Origin of the sequence: Natronosalvus caseinilyticus (genome assembly GCF_017357105.1) — an archaeon.
GTDB lineage: Archaea > Halobacteriota > Halobacteria > Halobacteriales > Natrialbaceae > Natronosalvus > Natronosalvus caseinilyticus.
In genome coordinates this window covers 1,336,632-1,363,220 of sequence record NZ_CP071596.1, presented here as the reverse complement: position 1 = coordinate 1,363,220, position 26,589 = coordinate 1,336,632, and the positions used below count along the sequence as shown (strand labels likewise).

The window sequence follows — 26,589 nt, the reverse complement described above, 5'->3', positions numbered from 1 at the left end:
AACACCCATATGGGTTGGTGAGAATAGGTGTGTTATGATCGTCGCAGCAGTAGATCAATCAGCACACGCTCGAAGAGTCGTCAAGGAAGCGGCGGCACTCGCCCAGGCATTTGATCAACCACTTCACGTTGTTCACGTGATGAGGCAATCAGAGTTCGTCTCTCGGCAACAAGATCACGCCGAGGAGACTGGAAAGCCAATCGATATGGCCGAAATTCGAGAAATCGCGACCGAACACGCAGAGTCAATCGCCGAGGACGTCGATACTATCGGGGAATACACGCCCGTCGGCCTCGTCGGTGATGCTCCAAGCGAGGTCGTGGAATACGCAAACACGCACGATGTACGGTACATCGTCGTCGGGCCGCGAAGTCGATCACCTGCCGGTAAAGCGGTCTTTGGAAGCACCGCTCAGTCGATTCTGCTCAACGCTTCCTGTGCTGTCGTCTCTATCGTGGATAACTAGCCGACAACCGTGCCGTCAGAAACTCTGGCTTTTGTAGTGTTGAGGGTTCGAAAGCGATTCTTGGAATGAGCACTCGTTTTTGAAAGCGAGATAGTAGAAAGAACCGTGACGAATCGTTGTTTAAGGACTCCTCACGCCAACCCGCGTATTTTTTGCAGCTGTGGTGAGAGGACGATGAGCAACGTGATGACGATGATCGCGATTGAGAGTGGGCTTTCGACGAAGATTTCGTACGATCCCCCTGAAATCTGCAGAGAGCGAAAGAGGTTCTCTTCGGCCATTCGGCCCAGGATTGCTCCGAGCAAGAAGGCGACGATGGAGAAGTCATACTTTCGCATGTAATAGCCCCCAATTCCGAGGAGAAAGACGGTGAGTACATCAATCCAGCTGATGTTGGACGTGTAGATTCCCGCCATCGAGAGAACGACGATAATCGGGATGATGTAATCGGTGTTGACCTTCGTCAAGTGACCGAGTTGGGTGATTACGAGTAATCCGAGAAGCGGGATTAGTACGATAACACCAATCGCGACGGCCAGGTAGATACTGAAGGTAATATTGAGATTCGACCCGAACAGCGAGGGGCCGGGGTTCAGACCGTGCATGAGGAACCCGCCGAGGAGGATGGCCGTTGACGCGCTTCCGGGAATACCGAACGAAAGTGTTGGGATGAGTGCACCACCCACGGCTGAGTTATTCGAGGCCTCTGACGCGAGAACACCGCGTTTGTCGCCCTTTCCGAACGAATCAGCCATGCCCGACGAACGCATCGCCTCGCTGTAGGCAACGAAGTTCGCCATCGACGAACCGGCTCCTGGGAGCGCTCCAATGATCGTGCCGATCAAACTTGATTTGATCACGTACCACGGGTGGTAGATGGTGAAGGCAATGCCTTCGGCGACGCTCCCAGATAGTTCGGTGTCGGATTTGGCGATTCCGCCTCGTTCCGCGGCGAGTTTGATCATCTCGCTGATCGCAAACAGACCGAGTAATGCGGCGACGATGTTTAGACCGTCGTACAACAGGACGCTGTCGAAGTTATACCGGACGTCAGGAGCAGTTGGTGAAACACCAACGGTCGAAAACAGCAGGCCGAACATACCAATGGTCAACCCTTTCACCATTGAACCTCGTGAGACAACGGTAATCATCGCTAACCCGAGCAAGGCGACAAGGAAGAGGTCTGGTGAATTGAACAACAGGACTAGTTCGATAATAAATGGGGTGATCAAAAACAGGATGATCACGGAGATCAGTCCACCAATTGCGGACGAGGCAGCCGAAATCGAAAGTGCGGTGACCGCCTGTCCTTTTCGGGACATTGGGTACCCGTCGAACGTCGTCGCTGCCGAACCTGCTGTCCCCGGAACGTTGAGCAGGATTGCGGAGATACTCCCGCCGTACATCCCACCCATGTAGATACAGGTCAAGAGGATTACGGCAGTCGTTCCATCAACGAAGATTGTGAGCGGCAAGACGAGTGCCATGCCGACGGCTGTTCCGACGCCCGGAATTGCACCGAGGATGACGCCGAAACAGAATCCCATCAGGATCCACAGTAACGTCTCGACGGAGAGGACGTACCAGAGCGCCTCGAGGAATGCGTCGTACATTAGAATCCCACCGTGAAGATGAGTCCCTCGTCCAACGGTGCATTAAGTGCTCTTTCGAGTCCAGCTATCACGAGAACGCTCGCGATAAGGATCATCGAACCGTACAGACGATTAATGTCGAACACAAATATGTACGCGAGGACGAACAGCGGTGTTGCGACAAAGAACCCGGCGAGATACGCAACGATCACGTATCCCCCGATCATCAGCGCTGTATAGGCGCTATTGATCGGTTTGAGCTCGGACTCTTCAGGATCACTGTCGGCTGGCGTCTCGTCCGCTTTAGCTGTGGCATCGTCCTGTTTAACGATTCGTGCGTCCTCTTCGACGAACGATCGAATCGGGCCGGGAAGAAACGGTGAAATCAGCAGCAGTACGCACCCAACTATTGCAGCCCCCGATATCGCTCGGGGAAACGTCGCTGCCCGAGAGGAAAACGTCGCAGCTTCGACGAACATGTACACTGCAATAACGAGGAGAATCCCCGTGAACACTGTCTCGCCGTCGATTACCCGTAGTCGATTTAGAGATGATTTCATTGGTTAGTGGCCTGCTGCTATTATTCGTTTTTTATCCCGAGAACTGATCGAGGTCGATGAGATCCGGCAGTTCGTCAATGATCCGGTGGAAGTTCTCGTCGAACTCCTCGCGCGGGGTGTAGAAGACGTTCTGGCCGGTCGATTCCGCCCAGTCCTGAACGCTATCACTGGTCACCGCTTCTTCCATTCCGTCGGCAAGGATGTCCTTTCGGTTGTCCGGAACGTCCTCGAGTACGGTGAAACCCCGGCTCTGGGAGATGAAGTCCGCCGGCGGGTAACCCATATCTTCGATAGTAGGGACATCGTAAAGGTCCGTCTCGTTCGTCGTGAACATCGGGGTTACCTCGCCCTCATTGACAAGCTGACTCGCTCCTGCTTCTGAAGAGAACGCTGCCGGAATTTCACCAGAAGCGACCGCACGATTGTGTTCGGCCGCGTCCGGGTAGCCGACCCACTCGAAGGAGACGTCGAAGTAATCCTCCGATTCGAGTACGGCGCCCATCATGTGGAAACTGCCCAGGTGGACGACACCGATATTCGAGAACTCACCGGTTCGATAGGCCTCGAGGACTTCTTCGGGCTCCCAATCTGCGTAGTCGTTGTTGACGACCATGACGGCGCCTTCACCGGCGAACCCACCGAGACCTTCAAACGACCGAAGGTCGAAATCGGGCTCTTCGATTAGCCAGCCAGCGGGCACGGCAGGGAGATTAACGACGGCGATTGTGTAGCCGTCAGCTTCCTGATTCGCAACGTGACCGGGGCCGATGAGCTGGTTGCCACCGGGCCGGTTATCGATCTGGACGGGAACCCCGAGTGCATCACCTAGGGCCGGGCCGAGTTCGCGAGAGTAGGTGTCGGTCCCTCCGCCAGCACTTCCAGGCACGACGAGTGTGATCGTTTCATCCGGGAAGTCGTCACCACCGTTTCCGTTCCCGTTACCTCCGTTTCCGTTCCCGTTACCTCCGTTGCCGTTTCCATTACCTCCGTTACCGTTTCCGTTCCCATTTCCTTCCCCATCGTCGGTGAGACATCCTGCGAGCAGTGACATTCCCGCACCGCCGAGCGCCAGCTTCTTCGCGAATTCTCTTCTATTCGTATCCATGGCTGTTAGGCTCCGGCGGATGATTGTCGAGGACTATCATTAAAAAGTCCCTCTAGGCAATTGTTGCCACATGTCGCTACAACCGTTTTTCACATCATAGCCTCGGACAATTATCAACAGTCATACATCAAGAGTAGTGCCGTTTTCACAACTGTTATCCCCACGCACACGGATCGTTCCTCAGTATGCGTTACAGCACGCAGTTGAAAGAGCGACTCGAACAGGACGAAATTCTCGTCTGTCCTGGCTCCCACGACCCGTTGACAGCACGGGTGATCGACAAGGTCGGGTTCGACGCGGCCTACATGACCGGTTACGGGACCTCACTGTCGACGACTGGTTACCCCGATTCGGGACTAATCACGATGACCGAGATGGTCCGTAATGCCAGAAATATCCAGGAAACGATCGATGTGCCGCTGATCGCTGATGCGGACAACGGCTTCGGAAATGCGGTCAATACGATCCGGACCGTCAGGGAGTACATCAACGCTGGCCTCGGCGGCATTCAGATTGAAGACCAGACGTTTCCGAAACGATGCGGTCACGTCGAGGGGCGACAGGTGATCGGCAGGGAGGAAGCCGTCGGAAAAGTCGAAGCCGCCGCCAGCGTTCGCGATGAACGGGACGAGGACTTCGTCATCATCGCTCGAACCGACGCGCTCGGTGCCGTCGACGGGACCGTCAAGAAGGCAATCAGCAGAGCGAACGCGTTTCTGGACGCTGGCGCCGACGTCGCATTCGTGGAGGGGCCGACCACCACAGACGAAGTTGAGGAGGTCGGCGCTGGCGTTGATGGCCCGCTCCTGTACAACTGTACGGGTATCTCGCCGCTGATGGACGCAGACGAACTCGAGTCAGCTGGCTTTGACATTCTTCTCTATCCAGGAATCTGTACGCGTACGGCGATCATTTCGATGTACGAGGCAGCGGTAAAGGTGAAATCGGAGGGGACTGATGCCGTCGGCGAGGTCTACAAGGAGATGGATGAATTACCGATCGGCGGTCTTCACGAGTTTTCTGGGTTCCCCCAGATCGTCGAGTGGGAGGAACAATTCCTCCCCGAAACGGAACAGGAGAAATACGAAGATACACTTGGCGAGTCGATAACGGATTGACCCCGCGTTAGTTTGAATCGATCGCCCCCGCAATCGTCGATGCCACGTCGCGGATGTCGCGTGACTCGAGGGAAAGGACCGCCTCAACAACGGCATCTTGCCCAGTCGCTGTGGTTCGTGGTTCAGTCAAGGATCGGAACTTCTCGATCATTTCAGTCTCGGTCAGGCGCGCTTCCGGTTCGCCACTGGGGCCATCGACTCTGGCCGTATAGGTTCCGCGATTAGTTTCAACCGATACCCGGGCTGGCCAGGCTGACGGGAAGTGTTCGGTCATCGATTCGGCTTCGCGAACAGTGACCCGCTCTAACAGCGAACGTAGCTCCGAATCATTGAGGCGTTCACGCGTGTACTGCGATGCGAGCGCCTGTCGGTCGATTGCGGCGACGGCGACTGCGTACTGCGGACTGAACTGAGCATCGACCACGTTCTCCGGGCGTATTTTTCGTTCCACCGGCTGGCTCAGTTCGTATGCACTTTCGAACGTTTCGAGCATAATATTCGTAATCTCCTCCGGATCAATGTCGTGTTCTATGACCACCTCGAGCGTCGCGTCAATCGCCGGGTGGTTGTACCGACAGCACGCATACGGCTTGATCCCCGTACGCTGGATTTCGTGGTCGTCGCCCAGTCCTTCGGTTAGCCGCTCTACGTCCGGATCAACGCCGAACATCTCGAGGAAGCCGTGCCGTCCGGTAATCGGTTCCGCCGCTCCTCTGAACCCCTGTTTTGCGAGTGCCACGGCGAGTACGGCGTCTCGTGCGGCCAGTCCTGGATGAATCCGCTTGGTCCAGGCGCCGTTGGCTTTGTACTGCAGCGAACCCGATGCCTGGCTGAGCGTGATTCCGAGGAGGTTCTCGAGTTCGTCCGCGTCAAAACCAGCGAGTAACCCCCCGGCGACGGCCGCACCGAACACGCCACACGTCGCTGTGCCATGAAATCCGCGTTCGAGATGAACGCGATGATTATTGAGAGCCATCCCCAGTCGGCAAGCGACCTCGTAGCCAGCGACGACGGCTGTGAGCAGGTCGTGGCCGGTGGCTCCCTCGCGCTCGCCGATCGCGAACGCAGTCGGAACGATAGGCGCTCCTGGATGAATCACTGCTTCCCGATGGGTGTCGTCGAGTTCGAGCGTGTGAACGAACGAGGCGTTCACAAACGCCGCGTACGTGGCTGACTCTCGGTCGCCAGTGGCCCAGACGGTACACTCCGGGGTTCCGGTTAGAACGTCGTCTGCGCCAGCTGTCAGGGCTCGGCTCGAATCTTTGTCGGCCGCTCGGATCGCGATTCCAAGGGTATCCAGGACAAACTGACCGGCCAAATTCTGCACATCGTCTGGAAGTTGCGTGTACTCGAGTTCGGCACAGTACGTACAGAGGTCCCGCTCGGGGGTCATGATCTGCATAAACGGCTCGATTAACTAATACGTATTTGTTTTCGGTCTGACACCGCATGGGTAGCGTAGATTGCCGGACTGAAGTCGCAAAACCGATGTCCACTCGAACAGGCGCAATCGTATCGCTCGCGATCTGATCACTTCGGCCGAAACGTAACGACTTCCTCATCAGCAGCTGTGTGCTCGAGTAAGAGCGTCACAGTTTGTCCTATCTCGAGATTAGCGGGATCGACCCCTCGTAACAAACCAGTGATCGAGACAGGCCCGAACGAGGCAATACCAGTCGTATACGGGACATCATCGACAAACTCAGATGGCGGAACCTCGATTCGAGTGTACGTCACGACGGAACCGGTGGTCGGTACGGATTCACGACGGAGCTCCGTCGACCCGCAGGACGGACAGACACGCCGCGGGGGGATCCAGTGATGATCGTTTGGGCAGACGAGTGCGAAGGGGTCACCCGCATCGACCGCCTCAAGAAAGTCATTGTACTCCGGGACATCCTCGTTGCCTCCGGCACTCATTTGATCACCTCCAATACGTGGACAGTAGCGCTTGCGACCGTTCCGCCTGCGTTGTGAGCTATGCCGACTGTGGCGTCTGGTACTTTCGACGCGTTGGGATGTGACCCCGATAGCAACCCGGTGACCGCGGCGACTTGTGCAGCGCCCGTTGCACCGACTGGATGACCTTTTGCTTTCAGCCCGCCGGATAGATTAACCGGGATTCGCCCGTCTGGGGTTGTCACGCCGTCTCGAGCATGTCGAATACCGTTACCGCGTTCGGCGAGCCCCAGCGATTCGAGAGCCAGTACCTCCGCGATGGTAAAGCAGTCGTGGACTTCCGCGAAGTCGATGTCTTTCGGGTCAATTCCGGCGGCGTCGTACGCGTCGGTTGCTGCTTCTTCGGTTGCCGGCGTGTACGTTATTGAGGACCGATCCTGGAGTGCAAGTCGGTCAGATCCGGCACCGGACCCGGTGATCGCGACTGGAGTCTCGAGGCTTCGAGATTCAGCGTACCGTTCGCTGGTCAAAACGAGGGCAGCAGCCCCATCGCTGATCGGACACGCGTCATACAGTCCGAGTGGTGAGGCAACCATTGGTGCATTGAGAGCCTCGTCGATGGTGATCGAACGTGGAAAGTGGGCGTGTGGGTTCGTGGTCGCATTCGCATGATTCTTGACCGCGATATGGGCGAGATCGGTTCTCGATCCACCATATTGATTGAAGTAGGCGTTCGCCATCAACGCATACGCGCCTGGGAACGTGATACCTGCTCGGCCTTCGTACGCCGCATCAGCGGCTGTCGCTAACCCGCTGGTAACTGCCGTCGTACTCATGTTGGTCAGCCGTTCCATCCCGCCGACGATAGCGACATCCGTCTGGCCGGATTCGATCGCTCGAACGGCGTCGCGAACAGCTAAGCCGCTCGATGCACACGCGCCCTCAAGTCGTCTTGTCGGTGCAGTCACGCCAATCGCGTCGGCCATCAGCGGCCCCTGGTGACCCTGCCCTTCAGCGAGTTCACCGATGAAATTGCCGTAATAGACCTCCTCGACTGCATTAGGATGTACATTGGCATCATTGAGCGCAGCCAACCCAGCCTCCGCGAATAGATCTCGTCCGGAGCGCCCTTCGTGGGCCCCGAAAGGTGTGAGTCCAATCCCAGCCACGTGCGTTTTAGACATGGCATCCCTCGTCAAAGCGGCCGAGCGCGTGTCCTTGAGCCGAGACGAGGTCAGGTGGCGAATTTCGCAACCAACCAACCATCAAACTAGATAACATCATTGTTGTCAAATTTGCGTATCGTTTCGTCGTCGTACCCTAGCTCCGAGAGGACGGATGCGGTGTGTTCGCCTAAATCCGGTGGGTGTCGACGGACGGTGGTCGGTGTTGCCGAAAGGTGCATTGGACTCGACGGCATTTCGACGGCCCCAGCGCGCGGATGGTCGACGGTTGCTTTCATCCCACGGGCTTTCGCTTGCGGATGCCCGAACGCGTCCGCAATGTCGTAGACTGGTGACGCCGGTACATCCGCTGCTTCAAGTACTGCGACGATGTCCTCTGTGTCGTATGGCTCGATTTCAGCCGCAAGAATCGCTTCGAGTGCCTCGCGGTTGTCGACTCGATCAGCGTTTCGGCTGAACCGTTCGTCATCGAGTAAGTCGGGCCGTTCGAGAGCGTTACACAGGTTTTGCCAAATTTTTTCGGAGGCAGCAGCTACAACGACGTGGCCATCTTGAGTTGAAAACGCCTGGTACGGTACGATAGTCGGATGCCTCGATCCCATCTTCTCCGGTGACTCTCCTGTCGCAAAGTAGTAGCTGGCCATATAGGACATCCAAGCGAGCTGGCCGTCGAACAGACTGACGTCGATTTTCTGGCCGCCCGCGTCAGCGAACTCCCGTCGGAAGAGGGCGGCCAAGATTGCCTGAGTGGCGTACATCCCTGCCCCGATGTCAGCAATGGCAACACCGACTCGGACGGGATTCCCGTCGGCCTCTCCTGTGATGCTCATCAGCCCGCTTTCAGCCTGCATGATTAAATCGTAGGCCGGTCGTTCGGCGTGAGGCCCCCATTCGCCGTATCCCGAAAGCGAACAGTAGACGAGATCGGGATTCTCTGCGGCTAGATCTTCGTATCCTAAGCCCCATTTCTCCGTCGTTCCGACTCGAAAGTTTTCCACGAACACGTCCGCCTCACGCACGAGATCGCGAAGGATCCCACGCCCTCGTTCGTCCTTGAGATTTACCGTAACTGATCGCTTGTTACGGTTGACGCTCGCGTAGTAGGCGCTGAGGGATTTTTCATCCTTGTTGAACGTCGGGGGATACCAACCTCGGGTCTGGTCGCCTACCTCGGGTCGTTCGACCTTGATCACGTCCGCGCCGAGATCTCCCAACTGCATCGTACAGAACGGGCCGACGAGCACCTGTGAGGCGTCGACGACGGTAACGCCCTCAAGCGGACCGGTCTCCGTATCTGGATCGCGTGCTTCTCCAACCATGTGTATGCTTACTGGTCGTAGGCGGGAATTCCGGTCAGATCGTGGCCCAGCACGAGCGTGTGGATATCGTGGGTTCCCTCGTAGGTGTAGACCGTTTCCATGTTCGCGAGGTGGCGCATCGGCGAGTAGTCTGTCGTGATGCCGTTGCCCCCGAGCATTTCGCGAGCCACGCGAGACTGCTCGCGAGCCATCCGGACGTTGTTGCGTTTGGCCATCGAGACGTGCTGCGGGCGCAAGTCGCCGCGTTCTTTGAGTTCGGCGAGGCGGTGAGCCAGCAACTGCGCTAGCGTTATCTGGGTCGCCATCTCCGCTAGCTTGTCCTGCTGAAGCTGGAAGCGACCGATCGGCCCTCCGAATTGCTCGCGGTCGGTGGCATACTGGCGTGCGGTCTCGAAACAGTCTCGTGCTGCGCCGACCGCGCCCCAGGCGATACCGTACCGGGCCTGAGTCAGACACGACAGCGGCCCTTTCATCCCTTCGACCCCCGGAAGGACGTTCTCCTCGGGCACGCGTACATCGTTCAGGCCGATTTCGCCCGTGATCGACGCCCGAAGCGAGAGCTTCTCGGTGATCTTGTTGGTTGACACCCCGTCGCGATCGGTCTCGACTAGGAATCCACGAACCGTATTGTCGCTCGATCGATCCTTCGCCCAGACGACCGCCACGTCGGCGATAGGGGAGTTCGTGATCCAAGTCTTCGAGCCGTTGAGCACGTAGCCGTCGGCATCCTTCTCGGCGCGGGTCTCCATCCCCGACGGATTTGAGCCGTGTTCGGGCTCCGTGAGGCCGAAACAGCCGACGGCCTCGCCCGCCCCGAGTTTGGGGAGCCACGCTTCCTTCTGGGCCTCGCTCCCGTAGGCGTGGATAGGATACATGACCAGGGCGCCCTGAACCGAGGCCATCGACCGCAGGCCAGAGTCACAGGCCTCGAGTTCCTGCATCAACAGCCCGTAGGCCGTTTCGGAGACGTTCGGAGAGCCGTACCCCTCGAGGTTCGGCGCGTAAAAGCCCATCTCACCCATCTCAGGGATCAACTCGGTGGGGAAGGTCCCGTTCTCGAAGTGGTCGCCGATATCAGGCGCAACTTCCTTCTCGACGAACTCACGGGCAGTATCGCGAATGAGACGCTCTTCACTATTCAGACCTGCCTCTAACTCTACGAAGTCGAGCATCACACGAAGTATATCGACACCGATGATATAACTCTTTGTATCGACCAAATGTTGCGGTTTGACTCCAGCAGGCGGCGCAACTTTTGAGGCAGAATACTGAGCGTACACCCGCACTGAGAACAGAAGGATTAGTGTTCAGACCGAGACGCGAAACACCTTGGAATTTTAATAATAAATATAACGAACAATTCTACACGAGACATGGAGGATTCCACCGCAAAGCGCTTACTGGTAAGCGAGTTTGAGTTCGATTTCGTTGACTGCCCCGAGCAAGAGGTCGGGGATCTCGGTTCTGAAATACTCACCGGTCAATCGTCTGGCGGGACCAGCGACCGAAACGGCTCCGTGAACGGTATCATTCAGGATGATGGGGGCACCGACGGCCCGAATGCTTTCGTGTGACTCACGGTTGTTGAACGCAACCCCGCGCTGACGAATGTCTGCAAGTTCATCTTTGAGTTCGTCCTGAGCGGTGATGGTGTCGTCCGTTACCCCCACCAAACCGGTTCGCCTCGTCAGGTCGTCAACCCGTTCGTCGGGAAGGTGGGCGAGAATTGCCTTTCCCGCCGAAAGCGTATGGATCTGTTTCCGCTTTCCGACCCATGAGTTTGTCGGGACGCCCCGATCACCGGTAAGACGCGCGATGTACACGGCGTAGTCGTGTTCCTCCACGACTAAATTAACGGCTTCGTCGGTCTCGTTGACCAGCTGCTCAAGGACGGGTTTGGCGGCTTCGTGCAACTCGCGGTAGTGATACTTCGCCTGCATTCCGTGGTCGAGAAGTTTTAGTCCCAGTCGGAATCCATCGTCGTCCTCGACAACGTATCCGAGTTCCTTGAGCGTGGCGAGATGGTCGAACGCCGTGCTATTGGCGATACCGACTTCGTTTGCGAGCTCGACCAGACGAATGTGTCCCCGCTCATGGATCGTTTCGATGATATCGAACGTCGTCTTGGTGGCTTTGATCCCGCGTCGTTCCCCCGTATTGGACGCCATTGATAGCTCTATTCACGCGCCAGCATCACATATCTCTTACTATCGCGCCTATCGGCTCTATATTTGACCTGAAACCAAATCATCTAGTTCGGGAGTGAAGGCGGGAAATTCGATCTCTCCCGCGATACCTACGTATTCTTCCGAATGAATTGTCTAATGAAGCGAGTCGACGTGTTAGTGCAGGCGAAACGGAACCCCGACCCAGTGTTTCGACGATACCGAAATTATGTCTTCTGGAATTTTGAACAGGATAGGAAGGATTCGGCGAGGAATATGAGTCCCTACGACTACAGGGATCGGCAGACGGGGCCGAATCAGGGCCATCGAAGGCAAGGACAACGCATAATTCATGTTTCGTCCCGCACTGCTATTACAAGCATATCGGTGTAATGCTCAGAAATTCCTCCTCAATTGCCCCCACACTATATTTCGGCATTGTCGAAACACGCTATGTGGGTCTTGTGACAACGCAGAGCATGGAGAGAGGATGTCTTGAAGCTAACCAGTAGCTTCACGAATCATGCGAATAATTATCGAGAGCTTTTCTACCGGTCACAAATAGATGATGCAAGCGGTAATAACTCCAGAGTCGGTAGAATCCATTAGGAGCGGAGATAATTTCGACGACACGGAAACACCGCTAGGCAATTGACACCATAGAGTCGACGCTCGACGGGACTGATTGAAAATACCCGGTAGGGTCAGTTCGTCCTATTCGATCTGTTGTTTTCGATATTCGACGAGACCACCGGCATCGAGTATCTCCTGAAGATTAGGGGGAAGCGTCTCCGAGGGGAGCGTCGTTCCGCTATCGACATGCGTGAATTCTCCCTCCGTAAGATCGACAGCAACGACGTCACCGTCATCGACGTATGACGTCACGTCGTCAACTTCTGCTAGAGGTAGACCGACGTTGATGCAGTTTCGATAGAAGATCCGCGAGAATGACTCGGCAATGACAGCTCCAACGCCTGCGTATTTGAGCGCGAGCGGAGCGGCCTCGCGAGAGGAGCCGAGACCGAGGTTCTCTCCAGCGACGATAACATCGCCCGTTTCGATACGGTTCGGAAGGCCCGGATCGTACCCCTCCAGCACGTGATCTCCAAAATCGCTCTTATCGTCCAGGTGAAGGTATTTTCCGGGGATAATTTGATCGGTGTCGACCGCATCGCCGATCACATGAGCAGGTCCCTCGATCCGCATCAGACCACCTCCCTCGGATCGGTGATTTCGCCGTACATTGCCGATGCTGCTGCCGTTTCCGGGCTACTAATATAAATTTCACCTGGACCCATTCGACCAGGGAAGTTGCGGTTCATCGTTCCGACGCAGGTATCGCCCTCGCCGAGGAGACCGCCGTGAGCTCCGAAACAGGGCCCGCACCCGGGCGCGTTAACTACGCCACCAGCGTCCATAATCTGGTTCGTAATGCCTTCTTCGTTCATTCGCTTGTAGGCCTGCTTGCTGCCGGGAACGACGATCAACTTGGTGTGCTTTGCGACAGAATCGTTTCCCAGGACGTCGGCGAACGCTTGGATATCTTCAAACCGACCGTTATTGCAGGTGCCGACGAACACTTGATCGACTGTCGTTCCGACGTTCTCCGCGACCGTTCCAACGTTGTCGACGGCCGACGGCATTGCGACGAGAGGCTCGATATCCCCACCCTCGAGTTCGTGAGTCGCCGTATACTCGGCGTCCTCGTCCGCTTCAACCGGTTCGTATGACTCTCGCGCTCTTCCCTTGAGGTAGGATTCGGTGACATCGTCAGCCGGAATGATTCCGGCCTGGGCACCGAGTTCGACCGCAAAGTTGGTCAGCGTCTGTCGCTCGTGCATCTGGAGAGCTTCTATTCCTGCGCCGTAGTATTCAATCGTGTCATAGATTGCCTTACTGGCGGTGAGTTCCCCCATGATTGCGAGGCCGAGATCCTTAGCGCTAGTTCCGTCGGGAAGTTCTTCGTCGACGACTACTCTGCGCGTTTCCGGGACCTTGAGCCACAGTTCGCCCGATCCCAGCGCCTGTCCGAGGTCGGTATGAGAGATGCCGGTCGAAAGCATTCCGAATGCTCCGTGGGTCGTGGTGTGCGAATCCGATCCGATGATAAGTTGACCAGGTAGGGCGTACCCATTCTCTGCGACGATGTTGTGAAGGATTCCCTCCCCCGAATCATAGAAGTGCTCGACGTTTTGCTCGGTGAGCCACTTTCGCATCTCGTTCATATGGGTCGTGATCGTCGGATCGCTCGAGGGAACGTGATGATCAAACGCAATAATCGCGCGATCCGGGTCAGCGATCCGTCCGTATCCGAGGTCATCCATTCGTTCCATTCCGCGGTACATTGAGAGGTCGTTCGCCAGGATCCAATCGGGTGTGACGTCGACGAGATCGCCTGGATCGACGTCTGTCGCGTCCGAATGGTCGGCTATGACCTTCTGGGCGATGGTCTGCCCCATAGGCAGTCGGTAGGCTTTGTCCCGGAAATAGTTATCTATTAGCAACCTTACACTTGTGTAGTTCGTCTGAAAATGCCGATTGTGACAGACTACTTCAAAATGTTCGTTGGCAGTAACACGAACAGACTGCTGTCACCAGAAAGTATAAGGACTATCGAGGGATGGGTTAGAGTACCAAACATGGGGTCACCCAGTAACACTGCCGAGAGTCAACGCATACGTAATCTAGACGAACTCGACGTAATCGTCGACACCGACGCCCATATCAGAGAGACGATCGACGATCTCCTTCCGTACATAGACGACCAATACGAGGGAGCAAAGTGGATCGTTGAACGGACCGAACATCCGGAGCGCGATATTTACTCGTTGACCCACTCGTTGCCGCCGAGCCTTCACGCTGAGCGGGGTGGATGGAGTGCCGATACGAACACCGTCGATAAAAAGCTCAACGAACTCGACGAATTCAACATCGATTACGGAATCGTCGATCCGGGCCTCAATCTCGTGTTACCGACAGTGAACAACGAACGAATCGCTGTGGCACTTACAAAGGCATACAACAACTGGTTGCTCGATAACTTCCTTGACGAGGGCAACCACCGGCTCAAGGCGAATTTGCTCGTCTCTCACCACCGTCCCGAGATGATGGCCGAAGAGATCGACCGAATGGCGGGCGAAAAAGACATCGTTGGCGTCGCGTTTCCATCGACCGGCGTCATCCCTCCGGCCGGTCACGATCGATATGATCCGATCTACCAGGCGGCGGAAGACAACGGCCTTCCCGTGTTCTTCCACGGTGCGTCCACGAACACCAGCCATGTGTTCCCCCTCCAGCGGATGTACAATCAGACGTACACCGAAGATCACGTAATCATCCATCCGTTCAGCCAGATGTGGAACCTCTCGTCGCTCATCTTTCAGGGCGCACCGGAACGGTTTCCAGACCTTGACTTCGTCTTCCAGGAGTCGGGCGTCGGTTGGATTCCCTACCTGATGTGGCGGATGGACGACCACTACCTCGAGATGAACTACGAACTCCCACTTCTCGAGAAGATGCCGAGTGAGTACATTCACGACCAGATATACTTCACGACTCAACCGCTCGGTCATACCGAAGATAACCCGAGACATCTCGCAATGGCAATCGAGATGGCCGGGCCGAATAACATCATGTACTCTTCTGACTTGCCCCACTCGGACTTCGACCCGCCGAGCGAGCTGTTTAATCGCATTCGGGGACACTTCGATCGTGAGACAGTCGAAAATATCATGGGAGAAACGGCAAGAGAGTTACTCGATCTTTAAGGAACCAAAGCAAAGCTCCGATTTAGAAGTTAGAAATAAAACACTATGCCGAGCAAACACAAAGTCGCCACGACTGACGAACTCACTGACGGATCGAGAGTCATCACCGAAATCAACGGCCAAGAGATCGCCGTCTTCCAGATCGACGGTGAGTATCACGCGATCGCGAATTACTGCGTCCACCAGGCAGGCCCCCTCTGTGAAGGTAAACTCACTGGTGAAACCTATGTAGAGGACAACGGGTGGGATTGGAACTATGATGACGACGAAAAACACATTACGTGCCCATGGCATGGCTGGCTGTTCGATGTAACCAACGGCGAGAATATCCACAATTCGAAGTACAAAGTACCGACGTACAACGTCGAAATCGAAAATGAGTCGATATTCGTGGTCCGGTGATAAACGTGTCCGAGACATCGAAATCAAACGCCCAACAGCTTCGTGAGGCGATCCTGAGCGAGGACCTCGTCGTCGCTCCCGGCGCGGTTGACGCCCTAACAGCGACGATCGCGACTGATGTCGGCTTCGATACCGTCTATCTCGGCGGATACGCGACTGGCGCGGCGACGGCCGTCACCGAACCGATGGCCACGATGACCGAGATGAGTGACCGTGCCCGGGAAATAACCTATGCAGTTGACGTCCCGCTCGTCGTTGATGGCAACGCTGGCTTCGGCGATCCGGCACACACCCACCGGACGGTCAACCATTTCATCAATTCAGGTATCGCCGGAATGCACATCGAGGATCAGGTATACCCGAAACGCCTCCACTACCACGAAGGACGCCACCATATCACCGATATCGACTCGATGAAAACAAAAATCGAGGTTGCCGACCGTGCTCGACGAGATGCGGACGGTGATATCGTCCTCATCGCTCGATCGGATGCCAATCGAGGTAATCGTCGAGAAAGCGAAACCATCGAGGATGCAGTCAATCGCGTCAACGAGTATCTCGGGGCTGGCGCAGAGGTAGGGATGCTCTTTCCCCGCACGTGGGAAGAGATGGAGTACGTCGCAGACCACGCAGAGGGACCGATGACGTTCGTCCTTTCGGACAACTACGACCCACGGCCCACGACCGAAGAGTTAGAGGAATTGGGATATGGAATGGTCATCTATCCGACCGCGGCCCCCGTGGTGATTACGAAGCACATGAAAGCGCTGTATGAGAATATCCGTGACAACGGTGAGACGGGCTGGAATCCCGAGGAGTATGGCGACCTTCGAACGTACATCGAGGAGATCATCGGCCTTCCAGACTACTACGACATCGAAGCAGCCTCGGGGAAGAAGTAACAAGAGCACTCAGCGAGAAGACCTATGCCTGCTGATTCCCACACGCAATCGATGCCGCTCGAGGGACTGCGCGTCGTCGACTGCACTCAGATGCTCTCCGGTCCCTTCGCCAGCCAGATCCTCGGCGATTTAGGCGCAGAAATCATCAAGATCGAACGGCCAGGTGTTGGAGATATTACGAGAAACATTGACCCAAGAATCGACGGCGACGTAACGGCGTACTTCGCCTCTCTCAACGGCGGCAAAAAGAGCGTCGAACTCGACTGCTCGAGCCCCGAAGGCGCTGCCGCGCTCGAGCGCCTCGTCGAATCCGCCGACATCCTCCTCGAAAATCACAAACCCCAGACGATGAAGCGATGGGGTCTCGGATACAACGAGCTCTCAGCCGTCAATCCCGATTTACTCTACTGCTCGATTACCGGCTTTCTCGACGGACCCTACGAGGACCTCCCAGCATTCGACATGGTTGTACAGGCACTCAGTGGCAGCATGAGTATCACCGGCGAAGCGAATGGGCCACCAGTCAGACCCGGTATTCCAATCGGGGATATCTGTGCGGGTATGTACGCAGTTATAGGTTTAACCTCGGCCCTCTCGGTCAGTGATTCTTGCGGGGGACAGCACATTCGCGTCCCGATGTTCGGCGGTCTCGTATCCTGGCTTACAGAACGCGCTGGACGAACGTTCGCAACGGGAAGCCCATATCCACGAAACGGAAGCGAACACCCATCGTTGGCCCCATACCGACTCGTAGAAACCGCTGACGGGTGGCTCGCTGTCGCAGTTGGGAGCGAGCGTTCCTGGGAACGATTCTGTGCGGCAATCGAACAACCAGAACTCGTCGATGACCCGCGGTTCCGAACCAACTCAGATCGGTTAGCAAACCGATCCATACTCGGCGAAGTAATCGAAGATGCTCTCGAGTCCGAGTCGGCCGAAACGTGGTTTGATAGATTCCAAGAGTACGGCGTACCTGGTGCCCCTGTAAAGGACACTGTCGAGGTGTTTGAAGATCCGCATCTTCGCCAAGCATCGTATACGCTCGATAAAACGATCGGGGAGACGGAGATGACATTCGTCACCGTGCCGATCGGTTTCTCAGGACTGTCAACGGGAATGGATCGGACAGTGCCAAACCTTGGCCAGCACACTGATTCGGTACTCGGTGAAGTACTTTCAGAGACGGAACTCCAGTCGGTCACGCAATGAAGAGGTCGTGCGTGTCCGGTTTCACAACAATCAATAGCGTATCACGTAGAACAAGAGTAGGTTAGATATCCGTGCTAACGTTCGCGAAACGATCACTCGAAGGCATTCGACAGGCGTCGGCGGAGCTATGGCGTGACGGACGGGGCTGGATACTCCTGTCGATCAGCGCCGGTTGGTTCCTTTCTATTGGTGTTCGGCTCGTCTATCCCGCTCTTGCTCCGTTCTTCCGAGATGACCTCGGTATTGGGCTGGGCACAACTGGGCTGTTGCTCATGCTTCTGTGGGTCGCATACGCGGTGGGGCACATTCCTGGTGGAGTACTGGGAGATCGAGTAGGGGAGGGGCGTATTCTCGTCATCAGTACGGTGCTTGCGGGCCTGACGGTGCTCGGTGTTGCACTCTCAGTGAACGTCTGGATGCTCTTTCTCGCGACGATTACGTTCGGCTTCGCAACGGCACTGTTTGGGCCGACACGATTTACCGTCTTCACCGACATCTACGATGAGCGAGCCGGGTCCGCGATTGGCATCACAATGGCTGCGGGGAGCGCTGGAAATGCTATTCTTCCCGTCGTATCGACGGTTATTGCCGCTGCTATTGCTTGGAGATACAGTTTCGGCGCGCTCGTTGCTCCGTTTTTCGTCGTCGCTGTGGCACTTTGGCTCTCGGTTCCCCCTCGAACCTCAGAGACAGTGAGCGCCGTCGAAGAACTCTCGTGGCGGACCCTCAAACGAATCAGAACGGGAATCTCAAGCGGTACGATTCCGACAGTCGTCGCTATTCAGGTGAGTTTTTCGTTCATGTTCCAGGGATTTTCAGGGTTTTATCCCCTGTACTTGAACGAGGTAAAAGGTCTCTCACCGGAACTCGCTTCGACACTGTTCGGCCTGTTTTTCGCAGCCTCTTTTATTGTTCAGCCGATCGCCGGTAGCAGCAGGGATCGCTACGGAACACGATTGTCACTGATCGGCATTCTAGGAGTGAGCGTTACCGCCCTCTGGGTACTGCCCTTCGTCAGTGGCCTCGTTTCGATCGTAGCCGTTACCATCGTTCTCAGCGTACTCAATGGATGTGCAGTGGTGACACAGACTCACATCGCCGAGTCGCTTCCCGACGATATGAAAGGAACAGGGTTAGGAACGCTAAAAGCCGGATGGATGACCCTCGGTGCGACGAGTGCGGCAATCATCGGAATTCTCGGTGATTTCGGACATCTCGACGGCGGATTTCTCGTTCTAGCGGCGATCGGCACTGTCGGATTACTTTTGACTGTGTTCAAACTCTGAGTAATTCAATTCAAGAACCTAGTGCAAAAACGCTAACGGAAGGACACGAACGTAGTATAGTCGGAACCAGGTGTGAAATCAGTACGACCGTGGTAGTCCCAGCTCGTGTGTCGCAAGGTAATTTTTGACCATCTCATTTGAGATCGGAGCAAGCACATTGATCATTAGCTCCCTCCAGTAGCGCTCAACGTCGTACTCTTTCGCATATCCCATCCCACCGTGAACGCGGATTGCCCGTTCACAGGCTTCAAGCGCGTCCTCACTTGCTCGTAGTTTAACCGCATTGGCGATCCCTCCACAGTTTTCGTTGGCGTCGTATGACCAGGCGGCCTTCCGAAGCATGAGCTCGGCCTGCTCGAGTTTACTCCAAGAATCAGCGAGCGGGTGTTGGATAGCTTGGTAGGATCCGATCGGATTGCCGAAGACGACACGCTCGTTTGCATAGGCGGCCGCTTTCTCAATTGCTCGCTGACCGGTACCGATCGAACACGCCGCGAGAGCAATTCGTTCGGAGTTTGCGAACTCGAGTAAGTATCGAAATCCCTCGCCTTCCTCGCCGATTCGGTCGGCCGCTGGAATTCGAGCACCGTCGAACCAAACCTCGTTCGAATCGGAGGCACCGCGACCAGCCTTGGCTATCTCGTTTACCTCTATACTGGGACTATCAGCGTTGAACTCGGTGAAGAACAACGAGAGACCGCCAAATCGATTCGATTCCTCACGAGGCGTCGTCCGTGCTAGTAACATGATTACGTCCGCGTGTTGGGCCTTCGACGTCCAGATTTTCTGGCCATCGATCACGTACTCGGAACCGTTACGGGTAGCCGTGGTCTCGATTCTCGACGTGTCAAGTCCGGCATTTGGTTCAGTAACACCAGTACATACCTGAACATCACCACGGGCGATTTGCGGGAGGTATCGCTCGCGGTGGGCTTCATTACCAAACTCGACTAATGGAGCGGTGCTGAAGACGTGATGAGACGTCACAGAGGTTCCGGCCATTGCCGCCCCTGAACGAGCGACTTCTTGTTGAACGAGCGCCGCTTCCTGAATACCGTATCCTTCGCCACCGTAAGCCGTTGGAATCGTCAATCCGCACCACCCGCCATCGGCGAATGCGTCAAAGAACGCAGTTGGGTATTCGTGGTATTGGTCCTTCTCTCGCCAGTAGTTATCTCCAAACTGCTCACAGAGCGCTCGAATCTCTCGTCGAATCAGCTGTTGCTCCTGCTCGAGACCGAATTCCATAGCTCATTTTCATGCTAAAATGGCTTGTACCTCTTTGTCACGGCAAGTTGTGTGTGAACAAGACACGAGAAAGAGAGTAAAGGGCAACGGGTATTAACCCAGGAGAGACATCATATTGTGGATATAGCTACACAGGGGGTTGATTACCTACCACATAGCATATACTTTGATTAGGTTGCTCAATAGTAGTGTGTTAATTGCTCAATCAATATACCGTATTTTCATCCAATTTCACCCACGAGTTATGAAGCAGGGAATGCGCATATTGAGTATTTAGACCATATATTGGGCAGATTTTGCTCGACAGAGTCGAATCAATCACTAATACTATTAGAAAGGGATATTTAGGCCACTATTATCGCTAAATATCGATATTATTCCAATTTAAGCAAATATATTCAGACTATCGAGCAAGAATTCTACAATTTAGCCATGTTTTTACGATTCTAGTATACCGGTGTTAGGAAAGAATTTATACCCCATATATTGCAAGCTATTCACAATATATGCCGATAAATCAATATCACATTTATTACCAATAGGCCTGCAACAGATATGACGTTTGAAGAGGTTGCCATCACTCAGACACACCGCCCCGAATCCACCCAGTGTTTAACTCTCTCGAGGAATAATGAGAGGTAATGGAACGCCTGACTTCCCAGACAGAGCACACGAATCAGACAGAACGCGAAACTACTGGAGAAGAGGGTGTTCGAACCTGCCCGGAGTGTGAGTCGACGTCGCTCTCGAGAAGCGCGGACGGGAGCGAGATTAGCTGTGAGGACTGCGGACTGATTCTGGAAGAGGAGACGATCGACCGGGGGCCGGAGTGGCGAGCGTTCAACGCGGCCGAGCGCGACAGCAAGTCGCGCGTCGGTGCGCCGACGACGCAGACGATGCACGACAAGGGGCTCACCACGACGATCGACTGGAAGAACCAGGACGCCTACGGACGATCACTCTCCTCGGAAAAGCGCAGTCAGATGAACCGGCTGCGCAAGTGGCAGGAGCGAATCCGGACGAAGGACGCCGGCGAACGGAACCTCCAGTTCGCGCTCTCCGAGACCGATCGCATGGCCTCCGCCCTGGGTGTTCCGCGCTCCGTTCGGGAAGTCGCGAGCGTGCTCTATCGACGCGCGCTCGAGGAGGACCTCATCCGCGGGCGGTCCATCGAGGGCGTCTCCACGAGCACGTTGTACGCGGCCTGTCGGATGGAGGGGATTCCGCGATCCCTCGACGAAATTGCCGCCGTCTCCCGGGTCGACCGGATGGAGATCGGCCGCACGTATCGGTACATCTCGAAGGAACTCGGCCTCGAGATGCAGCCCGTCGATCCGAAGAAGTACGTCCCTCGCTTCTGTTCCGAACTCGAGTTGCCCGAGGAAGTGCAATCGAAGGCCAACGAGATTATCGACACCACGGCCGAAAAGGGGATGTTGTCGGGGAAGTCACCGACGGGATATGCCGCAGCCGCCATCTATGCCGCGGCGCTCCTCTGTAACAAGAAGAAGACCCAGCGGGAAGTCGCGAACGTTGCCCAGGTGACCGAGGTCACGATTCGAAACCGGTACCAGGAGCAAATTAGCGCGATGGGCATTCACGAATAACCGAGATGTGCCTCGTTATTCGCCAGAGGGGTTCCGGTTCTGTATTCGGAACATCCTTCGAATAGCGGCCCCGTCCATATCGGACAGTTGGACTGATTCGGTTCTGGAATCGCTTCACCAGTCATTAAAACCGTGTCATCTGGTGAAACGGAGCGCGAAGGGGTTCGACCTCGTACTATCGTTCTCATGTTTTAAATATGATTTCGAAATAGTGCACGTCGATGAGCAATTCGCGAGGCCCTACTGATCTGAGTGAAAACGGGCGAACCGCGGATGATACGAAACGGAAGACAGCGACCAATAGTACTGGAAATAGGCCCAAATCCACAGTGAGAGCCGGTTCGTATCGGAAGATTGAACAAGGAGAAACGTACGTTCACAGAGAGCATGGACTGGTCGAGGTCGCCGGGATCTGGAAGGGAACCGAACAACTCGAGAGCGCTCGTTACACGGACGAGAAGGACACAATCATCGTTCGGTTTACGACACGCAACTCCGACGAACGAGCACACGAACTCGCCGACACATTCGGAAGCTTTGTCCGTAGTCTCGAGTAAGAACGTCTCAGAAAATCCGGCAGAAGTAAGTGTGCTTTTTTTAGCTAACGACATTGACCAGTCACAGTATCGGTAAAAGTCGCTCACCTCCCGGTAGCGTCCACGGACGACCGAAATCCACGGGTCTGCCCGTGTGCACCGCCGCTGATCCGATTCGAACAACGACGATCGAACGGCAGAACCCATGCTCATTCGACCAACCCGGACCGTCCTGATCGCAGCCGTCGGAATCGTCCTCGTCCTGAACAGCTTCGCGGCGACCGGCCTCGTCGTCGGAGAATCAACGAGCGAACCCACGACACACAGTCGTAACGATTCGGGATTGATCGAGCCCTCCGACACGGTCGATAGCACGTCGTCCGAGACGACGCTCTCGGTATCGTCCTCCACGGTCACGTCTATCGTCTTTCTGGCCGGACACGCCCACTCCAGGAGTTCCGATCCGCTGGATCACGACGTCCGTCAGGAACTGTACGAGACGGTCCACCAGACGTCCGGAATATACCTCGGTGATCTTCGGGAGTCCCACGACCTCCACCGTTCGACGCTCCGGTATCACCTCGAGGTCCTCGAACAGGCGGAGTTACTCGCATCCGTGACGGTATTCGGGAAGCTCTGGTACTATCCCGCCGGAAGCGACACGAACCACCTTCGTGCCGCGCTCACCCACGAACCGACCGGAGACATCCTCGAGGCAATCGCTCGCCTCGAACCCGTCAGCGTGACGGATCTAGCGGACGAAGTCGATCGGTCTGACAGTACGGTGTCACACCATCTGGAACGCCTCGAGACCAAAGGACTGGTCGAGCAGGAACGTGGTAGCACGACGGTGCTTTCACGGTTGGCGCCAGAGGCCCGTGGCGAATTCGAAACGACGTCGGAGCTGGGACAGTGGACGGATTGACGAAGAGTCAGTCCCCCCCCCCCCACCACCCCGGTTAATGAGAATTATCTGTCGAGTTTGAAGAATTGGTCAGAACGCCCATATCAAACGGATTCGAACGTTCGGACATGGAGGGATAACGCGATGAAGATCGTAAATAATCAGTTGCCCTCCTTTCATCAGTCGGCGGATATTTTGCTCGTCGAAGACAACGCCGGCGACGTTCGCCTCACCGAAGAGGCCTTCAAGGACGGCCGAATCGCGAACACGCTCTACGTCGTGAACGACGGCGTTCGCGCCCTCGACTTTCTCTACCAGCGTGGTGAGTACACGGATGCGCCGCGGCCTCACGTCGTCCTCCTCGACCTGAACCTCCCGCGAATGAACGGCGACGAGGTCCTCCAGAAAATTAGAGCGGATTCCGAGTTCGAGCGGCTTCCGATCATCGTCCTGACGACGTCAGAAGCGCAACACGATTTCGTGAGATCGATCGTCCCCGACGCCGACGCCTATCTCGAGAAACCGGTCGACCCCGACGACTTCATCGACACCGTCCGCACGTTCGAATCCGTCTGGCTCTCGGTCGGTTGGGTGGAAGAGCAAGAAGAGTGACGGTTGGCCTGGGCAGTCATCTCTCATCCTGGGTTACGGTCCTCGATGACCGAAAGGTGACTGACCAAGATTCGAGCACGACCGACAGCGGTCGATAGAGGAACTCACCCGACGAAAGAGGACACCTCCAGTATCGGTCCGTGGGTTCTGTATCCCACGTGAAGAACCGTCGAGTCAGATACCAGAATCAGATGTCAGAACGTCCAGAGAGGAGCCATCATTTGGTCTGTCCGACCAGGTCCACCATCCGCGCTCGAGCCGAGGGGAGCTCGACGACCTGCCACCCGACGCCCCCGCCGACCGTCCCTACGAGCGCCAACAGGGCTCGAGTACTCCCACCCGTCACCACCGCTGCCAGAACGGCGATGCCGATCGCCACGCCGAACGCGCGCTCGGGGCGCCCCTTCGCGAGCCACGCGATCGCGACGAGATACCCGGCTCCAAAGATCACGGCGGCAAGGACGTCAACGAGGTAGTGGACGCCAAGCACGAGCCGGGCGACGGCCACCAGCGAGATTACCAGCCCGGCACCCGCGAATCGAGTCCACCGACGTCCGACCGGGAACCACGTCGCGAGCGCACCGAAGAAAATCGTCGCGCCCATCGTGTGTCCGCTCGGGAAGCCGTACGCACTCGGGTCGGTCACCTGGATCTCGGCAGGAGGACGCGAAAGCGCGAACAGCCCCTTCAGGAGCACGACCAGGGCGCACCCGCCGAAGACGACCGCCACGAGAAACGCCGTCCGAGTCGAGCACAGCGGCTTCGATCGATCGCCTCGAGCGAGGCTTCGTCCCACGTCCGACAGGTAGAGGACGGCGAGCGCTGGGACGATCACCACGAGGTCGCCGAGCATCGAGAGGACGACGAACAGTTCAAGCGACCACTCGGGGATCACCTCGCGAAGTGCGTCTGTGACGCCGAGACTGCGACTCATCGGACCTCGAGAGGTACTGCGCGGTTGGTCGTTCGACGGAGGGAGACAGCGGTCGACGGGTCGGCGAGGCCACCGGCCCGCCTCGCGATACCTGGGTTCATCACCGAAACGTCAGGGGGCGAGACGAAAAAGCCATTGCTCGCCATCTCTCGAGTCCGGTTCCCTCTCGGGGACCGGCGTCGGTATCCCTCGATGCAATCAACCCTCGAGCGTTCCGTCGGTGAACTCGAGCGTCGTCGCACCGTCCGCGTTCCGTTCGTTTCCTTCTCCCGAAAATTCCCCGATGGACGCGTTTTCGAAGAGCAGGCGACGACCGAGCCTCGAGATGCGGTAGGCGGTCGCCTCGTCGTGGGCGACGACCAGGTCGTACGTCTCGAACGTTCGGCACCGTTTCGTCACGTGCGAGGCCGTGTAGGGCAGATTGAGCGAGAGACTCTCAGGCGTGACCCACCCGAGATGCGTCGCGAGTTCGACCAGAATCGGGCGATCGGACGGATCCATCCACGCTACGTCGTCGGTCATGCGATACAGGTAGTTCGACACCGTCGCCTCGCTTCAATCTTCGTCGCCGTCGCACGCCGTGAGTCTGTGAATCGAACTCGACGAGGTGATCGAAGTTCACTCCCAGCGCGCCTGGCAGCAGTTGGCGCCGATGCAATACGTTCTCGATTTCGAGACCGCTCGAGACCGACTGCGAAGGCGTCTACGACCGTCTGCGTCGCACCGTTCAGAAACCGAATCGCGTCCCGATGTCGTCCACTACCCAGTCCTGTACAGCTTGCCGTGCTCGTCGTAACGCGCCTCGAGGATGCGATCGAACTGCTCGTCCGAGAGGTCGACCTCGAGCGCGCCGAGGTTCTCCTCGAGCTGGTCGACCGTCCGCGCGCCGATGATCGGGACGCAGTCGAAGTCGGGCTGGTCGATCAACCAGCGAATTGCGACCTGGGCGGGCGAGGCGTCGCACTCGTCGGCGATCTCCCGGACCGCCTCGAGGACATGCCAGCCGCGCTCGGAGACGTAGTAGTCCAGAAAGCGGTCGTCGAGCTGGGCGCGCGTCCCCTCCGGGGCGTCCAGGTCGTAGGTGTCCTCACCGGCGCGTTCGTACTTCCCGGTCAGGAAGCCACCGGCCAGCGGCGAGTACGGACAGACCGCCAGGTCCTGGTCGGCACAGACGTCGAGGTACTCGGCGACGTCCTCGTAGTACGCCGCGTGGAAGAGGGGCTGGGTGACCGTGAACGCCTCGTAGTTGTTGACGTCGGCTTTCCACAACCCCTTCGTGAGCTTCCAGGCGTCGGCCGTCGAGAGGCCGACGGAGTGGACCTTGCCGTCGCTCACGAGGTCGTCGACGGCCCGAAGCGTCTGCTCGATGGGCGTCTCGTCGTCGAACCGGTGGAGGTAGAGCACGTCGAGATAGTCCGTCCCGAGGCGCTCAAGCGAGCCCTCGACCTCGGCCCGGACGTTCTTCTTCGAGAGGTTCTCCTGGAAGCGCGAGACGGTCGACCAGAAGCACTTCGAGGCGATGACGTAGTCCTCGCGGTCGCGCTCGTCGAGCCACTCGCCGATCCAGCGCTCGGAGTCGCCGTCACCGTAGCCGTTGGCGGTATCGATGAAGTTCCCGCCCCGATCGGCGAACGCCGACAGCAGGTCGTGGGCCGTCTCACGGTCGGTTTCGAGGACTCCGTTCGATTCCTGACCGAAGCGCCACGTGCCGAGACAGAGCGGCGAGACCTGCAGTCCCGTCGTTCCGAGTCGTCGGTAGTGCATACAGTGTCAC

General features: G+C 56.7%; 25 protein-coding genes. 10 read left to right on the top strand and 15 right to left on the bottom strand.

The window, feature by feature from the left end; genetic code table 11:
- Positions 1-34 precede the first annotated feature (34 nt).
- Entirely contained in the window at positions 35-466 is a 432-nt protein-coding gene (locus J1N60_RS06565; RefSeq protein WP_312911689.1) for a universal stress protein, read from the top strand.
- Positions 467-597: 131 nt separating this feature from the next.
- On the opposite strand, the gene J1N60_RS06560 is transcribed toward J1N60_RS06565, so the two are convergent.
- The 3 genes from J1N60_RS06560 to J1N60_RS06550 all read right to left on the bottom strand — a co-directional run bounded on the left by J1N60_RS06560 (position 598) and on the right by J1N60_RS06550 (position 3,723).
- Positions 598-2,013 (bottom strand): tripartite tricarboxylate transporter permease, encoded by a 1,416-nt coding sequence (locus tag J1N60_RS06560; protein WP_312911687.1) that lies wholly within the window; start codon positions 2,011-2,013, stop codon positions 598-600.
- A gap of 65 nt (positions 2,014-2,078) precedes the next feature.
- The gene (locus J1N60_RS06555; RefSeq protein ID WP_312911685.1) at positions 2,079-2,618 is read right to left on the bottom strand and encodes a tripartite tricarboxylate transporter TctB family protein; all 540 of its coding nucleotides are present in this window, start codon (positions 2,616-2,618) and stop codon (positions 2,079-2,081) included.
- 31 nt (positions 2,619-2,649) lie between these two features.
- A complete protein-coding gene (locus tag J1N60_RS06550) occupies positions 2,650-3,723 on the bottom strand; it encodes a Bug family tripartite tricarboxylate transporter substrate binding protein (RefSeq protein ID WP_312911683.1) in 1,074 nt (357 codons plus the stop codon).
- Between the two features lie 185 nt (positions 3,724-3,908).
- Here J1N60_RS06550 and J1N60_RS06545 point away from each other — a divergent pair, with 185 nt between their 5' ends.
- A complete protein-coding gene (locus tag J1N60_RS06545; protein ID WP_312911681.1) occupies positions 3,909-4,841 on the top strand; it encodes an isocitrate lyase/PEP mutase family protein in 933 nt (310 codons plus the stop codon).
- Positions 4,842-4,848: 7 nt separating this feature from the next.
- On the opposite strand, the gene J1N60_RS06540 is transcribed toward J1N60_RS06545, so the two are convergent.
- The 8 genes from J1N60_RS06540 to J1N60_RS06505 form a co-directional block, all read right to left on the bottom strand.
- The gene (locus J1N60_RS06540; RefSeq protein WP_312911679.1) at positions 4,849-6,234 is read right to left on the bottom strand and encodes an MmgE/PrpD family protein; all 1,386 of its coding nucleotides are present in this window, start codon (positions 6,232-6,234) and stop codon (positions 4,849-4,851) included.
- Positions 6,235-6,371: 137 nt separating this feature from the next.
- A complete protein-coding gene (locus J1N60_RS06535) occupies positions 6,372-6,761 on the bottom strand; it encodes a Zn-ribbon domain-containing OB-fold protein (protein ID WP_312911678.1) in 390 nt (129 codons plus the stop codon).
- On the bottom strand, positions 6,758-7,924 hold the full coding sequence (locus tag J1N60_RS06530) for a thiolase domain-containing protein (protein WP_312912546.1): 1,167 nt from the start codon (positions 7,922-7,924) through the stop codon (positions 6,758-6,760). Before J1N60_RS06530 ends, J1N60_RS06535 begins: the two co-directional genes overlap by 4 nt.
- A gap of 86 nt (positions 7,925-8,010) precedes the next feature.
- Positions 8,011-9,243 (bottom strand): CaiB/BaiF CoA transferase family protein, encoded by a 1,233-nt coding sequence (locus tag J1N60_RS06525; protein WP_312911676.1) that lies wholly within the window; start codon positions 9,241-9,243, stop codon positions 8,011-8,013.
- Between the two features lie 8 nt (positions 9,244-9,251).
- A complete protein-coding gene (locus J1N60_RS06520; RefSeq protein WP_312911674.1) occupies positions 9,252-10,415 on the bottom strand; it encodes an acyl-CoA dehydrogenase family protein in 1,164 nt (387 codons plus the stop codon).
- Between the two features lie 225 nt (positions 10,416-10,640).
- Positions 10,641-11,411: an IclR family transcriptional regulator gene (locus tag J1N60_RS06515; protein ID WP_312911672.1), complete on the bottom strand. Its 771-nt coding sequence runs from the start codon at positions 11,409-11,411 to the stop codon at positions 10,641-10,643.
- A gap of 711 nt (positions 11,412-12,122) precedes the next feature.
- Entirely contained in the window at positions 12,123-12,614 is a 492-nt protein-coding gene (locus J1N60_RS06510; protein WP_312911671.1) for a LeuD/DmdB family oxidoreductase small subunit, read from the bottom strand.
- Complete coding sequence (locus tag J1N60_RS06505) at positions 12,614-13,867, bottom strand: aconitase/3-isopropylmalate dehydratase large subunit family protein (protein WP_312911669.1); 1,254 nt, start codon at positions 13,865-13,867, stop codon at positions 12,614-12,616. The genes J1N60_RS06510 and J1N60_RS06505 overlap by 1 nt, the downstream gene beginning before the upstream one ends.
- 81 nt (positions 13,868-13,948) lie before the next feature.
- Here J1N60_RS06505 and J1N60_RS06500 point away from each other — a divergent pair, with 81 nt between their 5' ends.
- The 5 genes from J1N60_RS06500 (at position 13,949) to J1N60_RS06480 (ending at position 18,974) form a co-directional block, all read left to right on the top strand.
- On the top strand, positions 13,949-15,175 hold the full coding sequence (locus tag J1N60_RS06500) for an amidohydrolase family protein (protein ID WP_312911667.1): 1,227 nt from the start codon (positions 13,949-13,951) through the stop codon (positions 15,173-15,175).
- 45 nt (positions 15,176-15,220) lie between these two features.
- Entirely contained in the window at positions 15,221-15,577 is a 357-nt protein-coding gene (locus tag J1N60_RS06495) for a Rieske (2Fe-2S) protein (protein ID WP_312911665.1), read from the top strand.
- Positions 15,578-15,582: 5 nt separating this feature from the next.
- Positions 15,583-16,479 carry an isocitrate lyase/PEP mutase family protein gene (locus J1N60_RS06490; RefSeq protein ID WP_312911663.1) on the top strand — a complete coding sequence of 299 codons (897 nt, stop codon included), beginning with the start codon at positions 15,583-15,585 and terminating at the stop codon, positions 16,477-16,479.
- 51 nt (positions 16,480-16,530) lie between these two features.
- A complete protein-coding gene (locus J1N60_RS06485; RefSeq protein ID WP_312911662.1) occupies positions 16,531-17,688 on the top strand; it encodes a CaiB/BaiF CoA transferase family protein in 1,158 nt (385 codons plus the stop codon).
- A gap of 71 nt (positions 17,689-17,759) precedes the next feature.
- Positions 17,760-18,974 (top strand): MFS transporter, encoded by a 1,215-nt coding sequence (locus J1N60_RS06480; RefSeq protein ID WP_312911660.1) that lies wholly within the window; start codon positions 17,760-17,762, stop codon positions 18,972-18,974.
- Positions 18,975-19,052: 78 nt separating this feature from the next.
- On the opposite strand, the gene J1N60_RS06475 is transcribed toward J1N60_RS06480, so the two are convergent.
- Positions 19,053-20,222 (bottom strand): acyl-CoA dehydrogenase family protein, encoded by a 1,170-nt coding sequence (locus J1N60_RS06475; protein WP_312911658.1) that lies wholly within the window; start codon positions 20,220-20,222, stop codon positions 19,053-19,055.
- 641 nt (positions 20,223-20,863) lie between these two features.
- Between J1N60_RS06475 and J1N60_RS06470 the strand changes: the two genes are divergently transcribed.
- From J1N60_RS06470 to J1N60_RS06460, 3 genes are all read left to right on the top strand, one after another.
- On the top strand, positions 20,864-21,829 hold the full coding sequence (locus J1N60_RS06470; RefSeq protein ID WP_312911656.1) for a transcription initiation factor IIB: 966 nt from the start codon (positions 20,864-20,866) through the stop codon (positions 21,827-21,829).
- A gap of 741 nt (positions 21,830-22,570) precedes the next feature.
- Positions 22,571-23,290 (top strand): winged helix-turn-helix transcriptional regulator, encoded by a 720-nt coding sequence (locus J1N60_RS06465; protein ID WP_312911654.1) that lies wholly within the window; start codon positions 22,571-22,573, stop codon positions 23,288-23,290.
- A gap of 123 nt (positions 23,291-23,413) precedes the next feature.
- On the top strand, positions 23,414-23,881 hold the full coding sequence (locus J1N60_RS06460; protein WP_312911652.1) for a response regulator: 468 nt from the start codon (positions 23,414-23,416) through the stop codon (positions 23,879-23,881).
- A gap of 217 nt (positions 23,882-24,098) precedes the next feature.
- Here the strand turns inward: J1N60_RS06460 and J1N60_RS06455 are convergent, their stop codons facing one another.
- From J1N60_RS06455 to J1N60_RS06445, 3 genes are all read right to left on the bottom strand, one after another.
- The gene (locus tag J1N60_RS06455; RefSeq protein WP_312911650.1) at positions 24,099-24,815 is read right to left on the bottom strand and encodes a phosphatase PAP2 family protein; all 717 of its coding nucleotides are present in this window, start codon (positions 24,813-24,815) and stop codon (positions 24,099-24,101) included.
- A 198-nt stretch (positions 24,816-25,013) separates the two neighbouring features.
- Positions 25,014-25,337, bottom strand: a complete 324-nt coding sequence (locus J1N60_RS06450; protein ID WP_312911648.1) for a hypothetical protein — start codon at positions 25,335-25,337, stop codon at positions 25,014-25,016.
- Positions 25,338-25,574: 237 nt separating this feature from the next.
- Entirely contained in the window at positions 25,575-26,579 is a 1,005-nt protein-coding gene (locus J1N60_RS06445; protein ID WP_312911646.1) for an aldo/keto reductase, read from the bottom strand.
- Positions 26,580-26,589 lie beyond the last annotated feature (10 nt).

Excerpts from the sequence above, each read along its gene's own strand:
- J1N60_RS06525 (WP_312911676.1), bottom strand. The coding sequence starts at position 9,243 with ATGGTTGGAGAAGCACGCGATCCAGATACGGAGACCGGTCCGCTTGAG.
- J1N60_RS06515 (WP_312911672.1), bottom strand. The coding sequence starts at position 11,411 with ATGGCGTCCAATACGGGGGAACGACGCGGGATCAAAGCCACCAAGACG.
- J1N60_RS06550 (WP_312911683.1), bottom strand. The coding sequence starts at position 3,723 with ATGGATACGAATAGAAGAGAATTCGCGAAGAAGCTGGCGCTCGGCGGT.
- J1N60_RS06560 (WP_312911687.1), bottom strand. The coding sequence starts at position 2,013 with ATGGGATTCTGTTTCGGCGTCATCCTCGGTGCAATTCCGGGCGTCGGA.
- J1N60_RS06530 (WP_312912546.1), bottom strand. The coding sequence starts at position 7,924 with ATGTCTAAAACGCACGTGGCTGGGATTGGACTCACACCTTTCGGGGCC.
- J1N60_RS06545 (WP_312911681.1), top strand. The coding sequence starts at position 3,909 with ATGCGTTACAGCACGCAGTTGAAAGAGCGACTCGAACAGGACGAAATT.
- J1N60_RS06465 (WP_312911654.1), top strand. The coding sequence starts at position 22,571 with ATGCTCATTCGACCAACCCGGACCGTCCTGATCGCAGCCGTCGGAATC.
- J1N60_RS06470 (WP_312911656.1), top strand. The coding sequence starts at position 20,864 with ATGGAACGCCTGACTTCCCAGACAGAGCACACGAATCAGACAGAACGC.
- J1N60_RS06495 (WP_312911665.1), top strand. The coding sequence starts at position 15,221 with ATGCCGAGCAAACACAAAGTCGCCACGACTGACGAACTCACTGACGGA.
- J1N60_RS06460 (WP_312911652.1), top strand. The coding sequence starts at position 23,414 with ATGAAGATCGTAAATAATCAGTTGCCCTCCTTTCATCAGTCGGCGGAT.
- J1N60_RS06540 (WP_312911679.1), bottom strand. The coding sequence starts at position 6,234 with ATGACCCCCGAGCGGGACCTCTGTACGTACTGTGCCGAACTCGAGTAC.
- J1N60_RS06520 (WP_312911674.1), bottom strand. The coding sequence starts at position 10,415 with ATGCTCGACTTCGTAGAGTTAGAGGCAGGTCTGAATAGTGAAGAGCGT.
- J1N60_RS06485 (WP_312911662.1), top strand. The coding sequence starts at position 16,531 with ATGCCGCTCGAGGGACTGCGCGTCGTCGACTGCACTCAGATGCTCTCC.
- J1N60_RS06555 (WP_312911685.1), bottom strand. The coding sequence starts at position 2,618 with ATGAAATCATCTCTAAATCGACTACGGGTAATCGACGGCGAGACAGTG.
- J1N60_RS06445 (WP_312911646.1), bottom strand. The coding sequence starts at position 26,579 with ATGCACTACCGACGACTCGGAACGACGGGACTGCAGGTCTCGCCGCTC.
- J1N60_RS06510 (WP_312911671.1), bottom strand. The coding sequence starts at position 12,614 with ATGCGGATCGAGGGACCTGCTCATGTGATCGGCGATGCGGTCGACACC.
- J1N60_RS06535 (WP_312911678.1), bottom strand. The coding sequence starts at position 6,761 with ATGAGTGCCGGAGGCAACGAGGATGTCCCGGAGTACAATGACTTTCTT.
- J1N60_RS06455 (WP_312911650.1), bottom strand. The coding sequence starts at position 24,815 with ATGAGTCGCAGTCTCGGCGTCACAGACGCACTTCGCGAGGTGATCCCC.
- J1N60_RS06450 (WP_312911648.1), bottom strand. The coding sequence starts at position 25,337 with ATGACCGACGACGTAGCGTGGATGGATCCGTCCGATCGCCCGATTCTG.
- J1N60_RS06475 (WP_312911658.1), bottom strand. The coding sequence starts at position 20,222 with ATGGAATTCGGTCTCGAGCAGGAGCAACAGCTGATTCGACGAGAGATT.
- J1N60_RS06505 (WP_312911669.1), bottom strand. The coding sequence starts at position 13,867 with ATGGGGCAGACCATCGCCCAGAAGGTCATAGCCGACCATTCGGACGCG.
- J1N60_RS06565 (WP_312911689.1), top strand. The coding sequence starts at position 35 with ATGATCGTCGCAGCAGTAGATCAATCAGCACACGCTCGAAGAGTCGTC.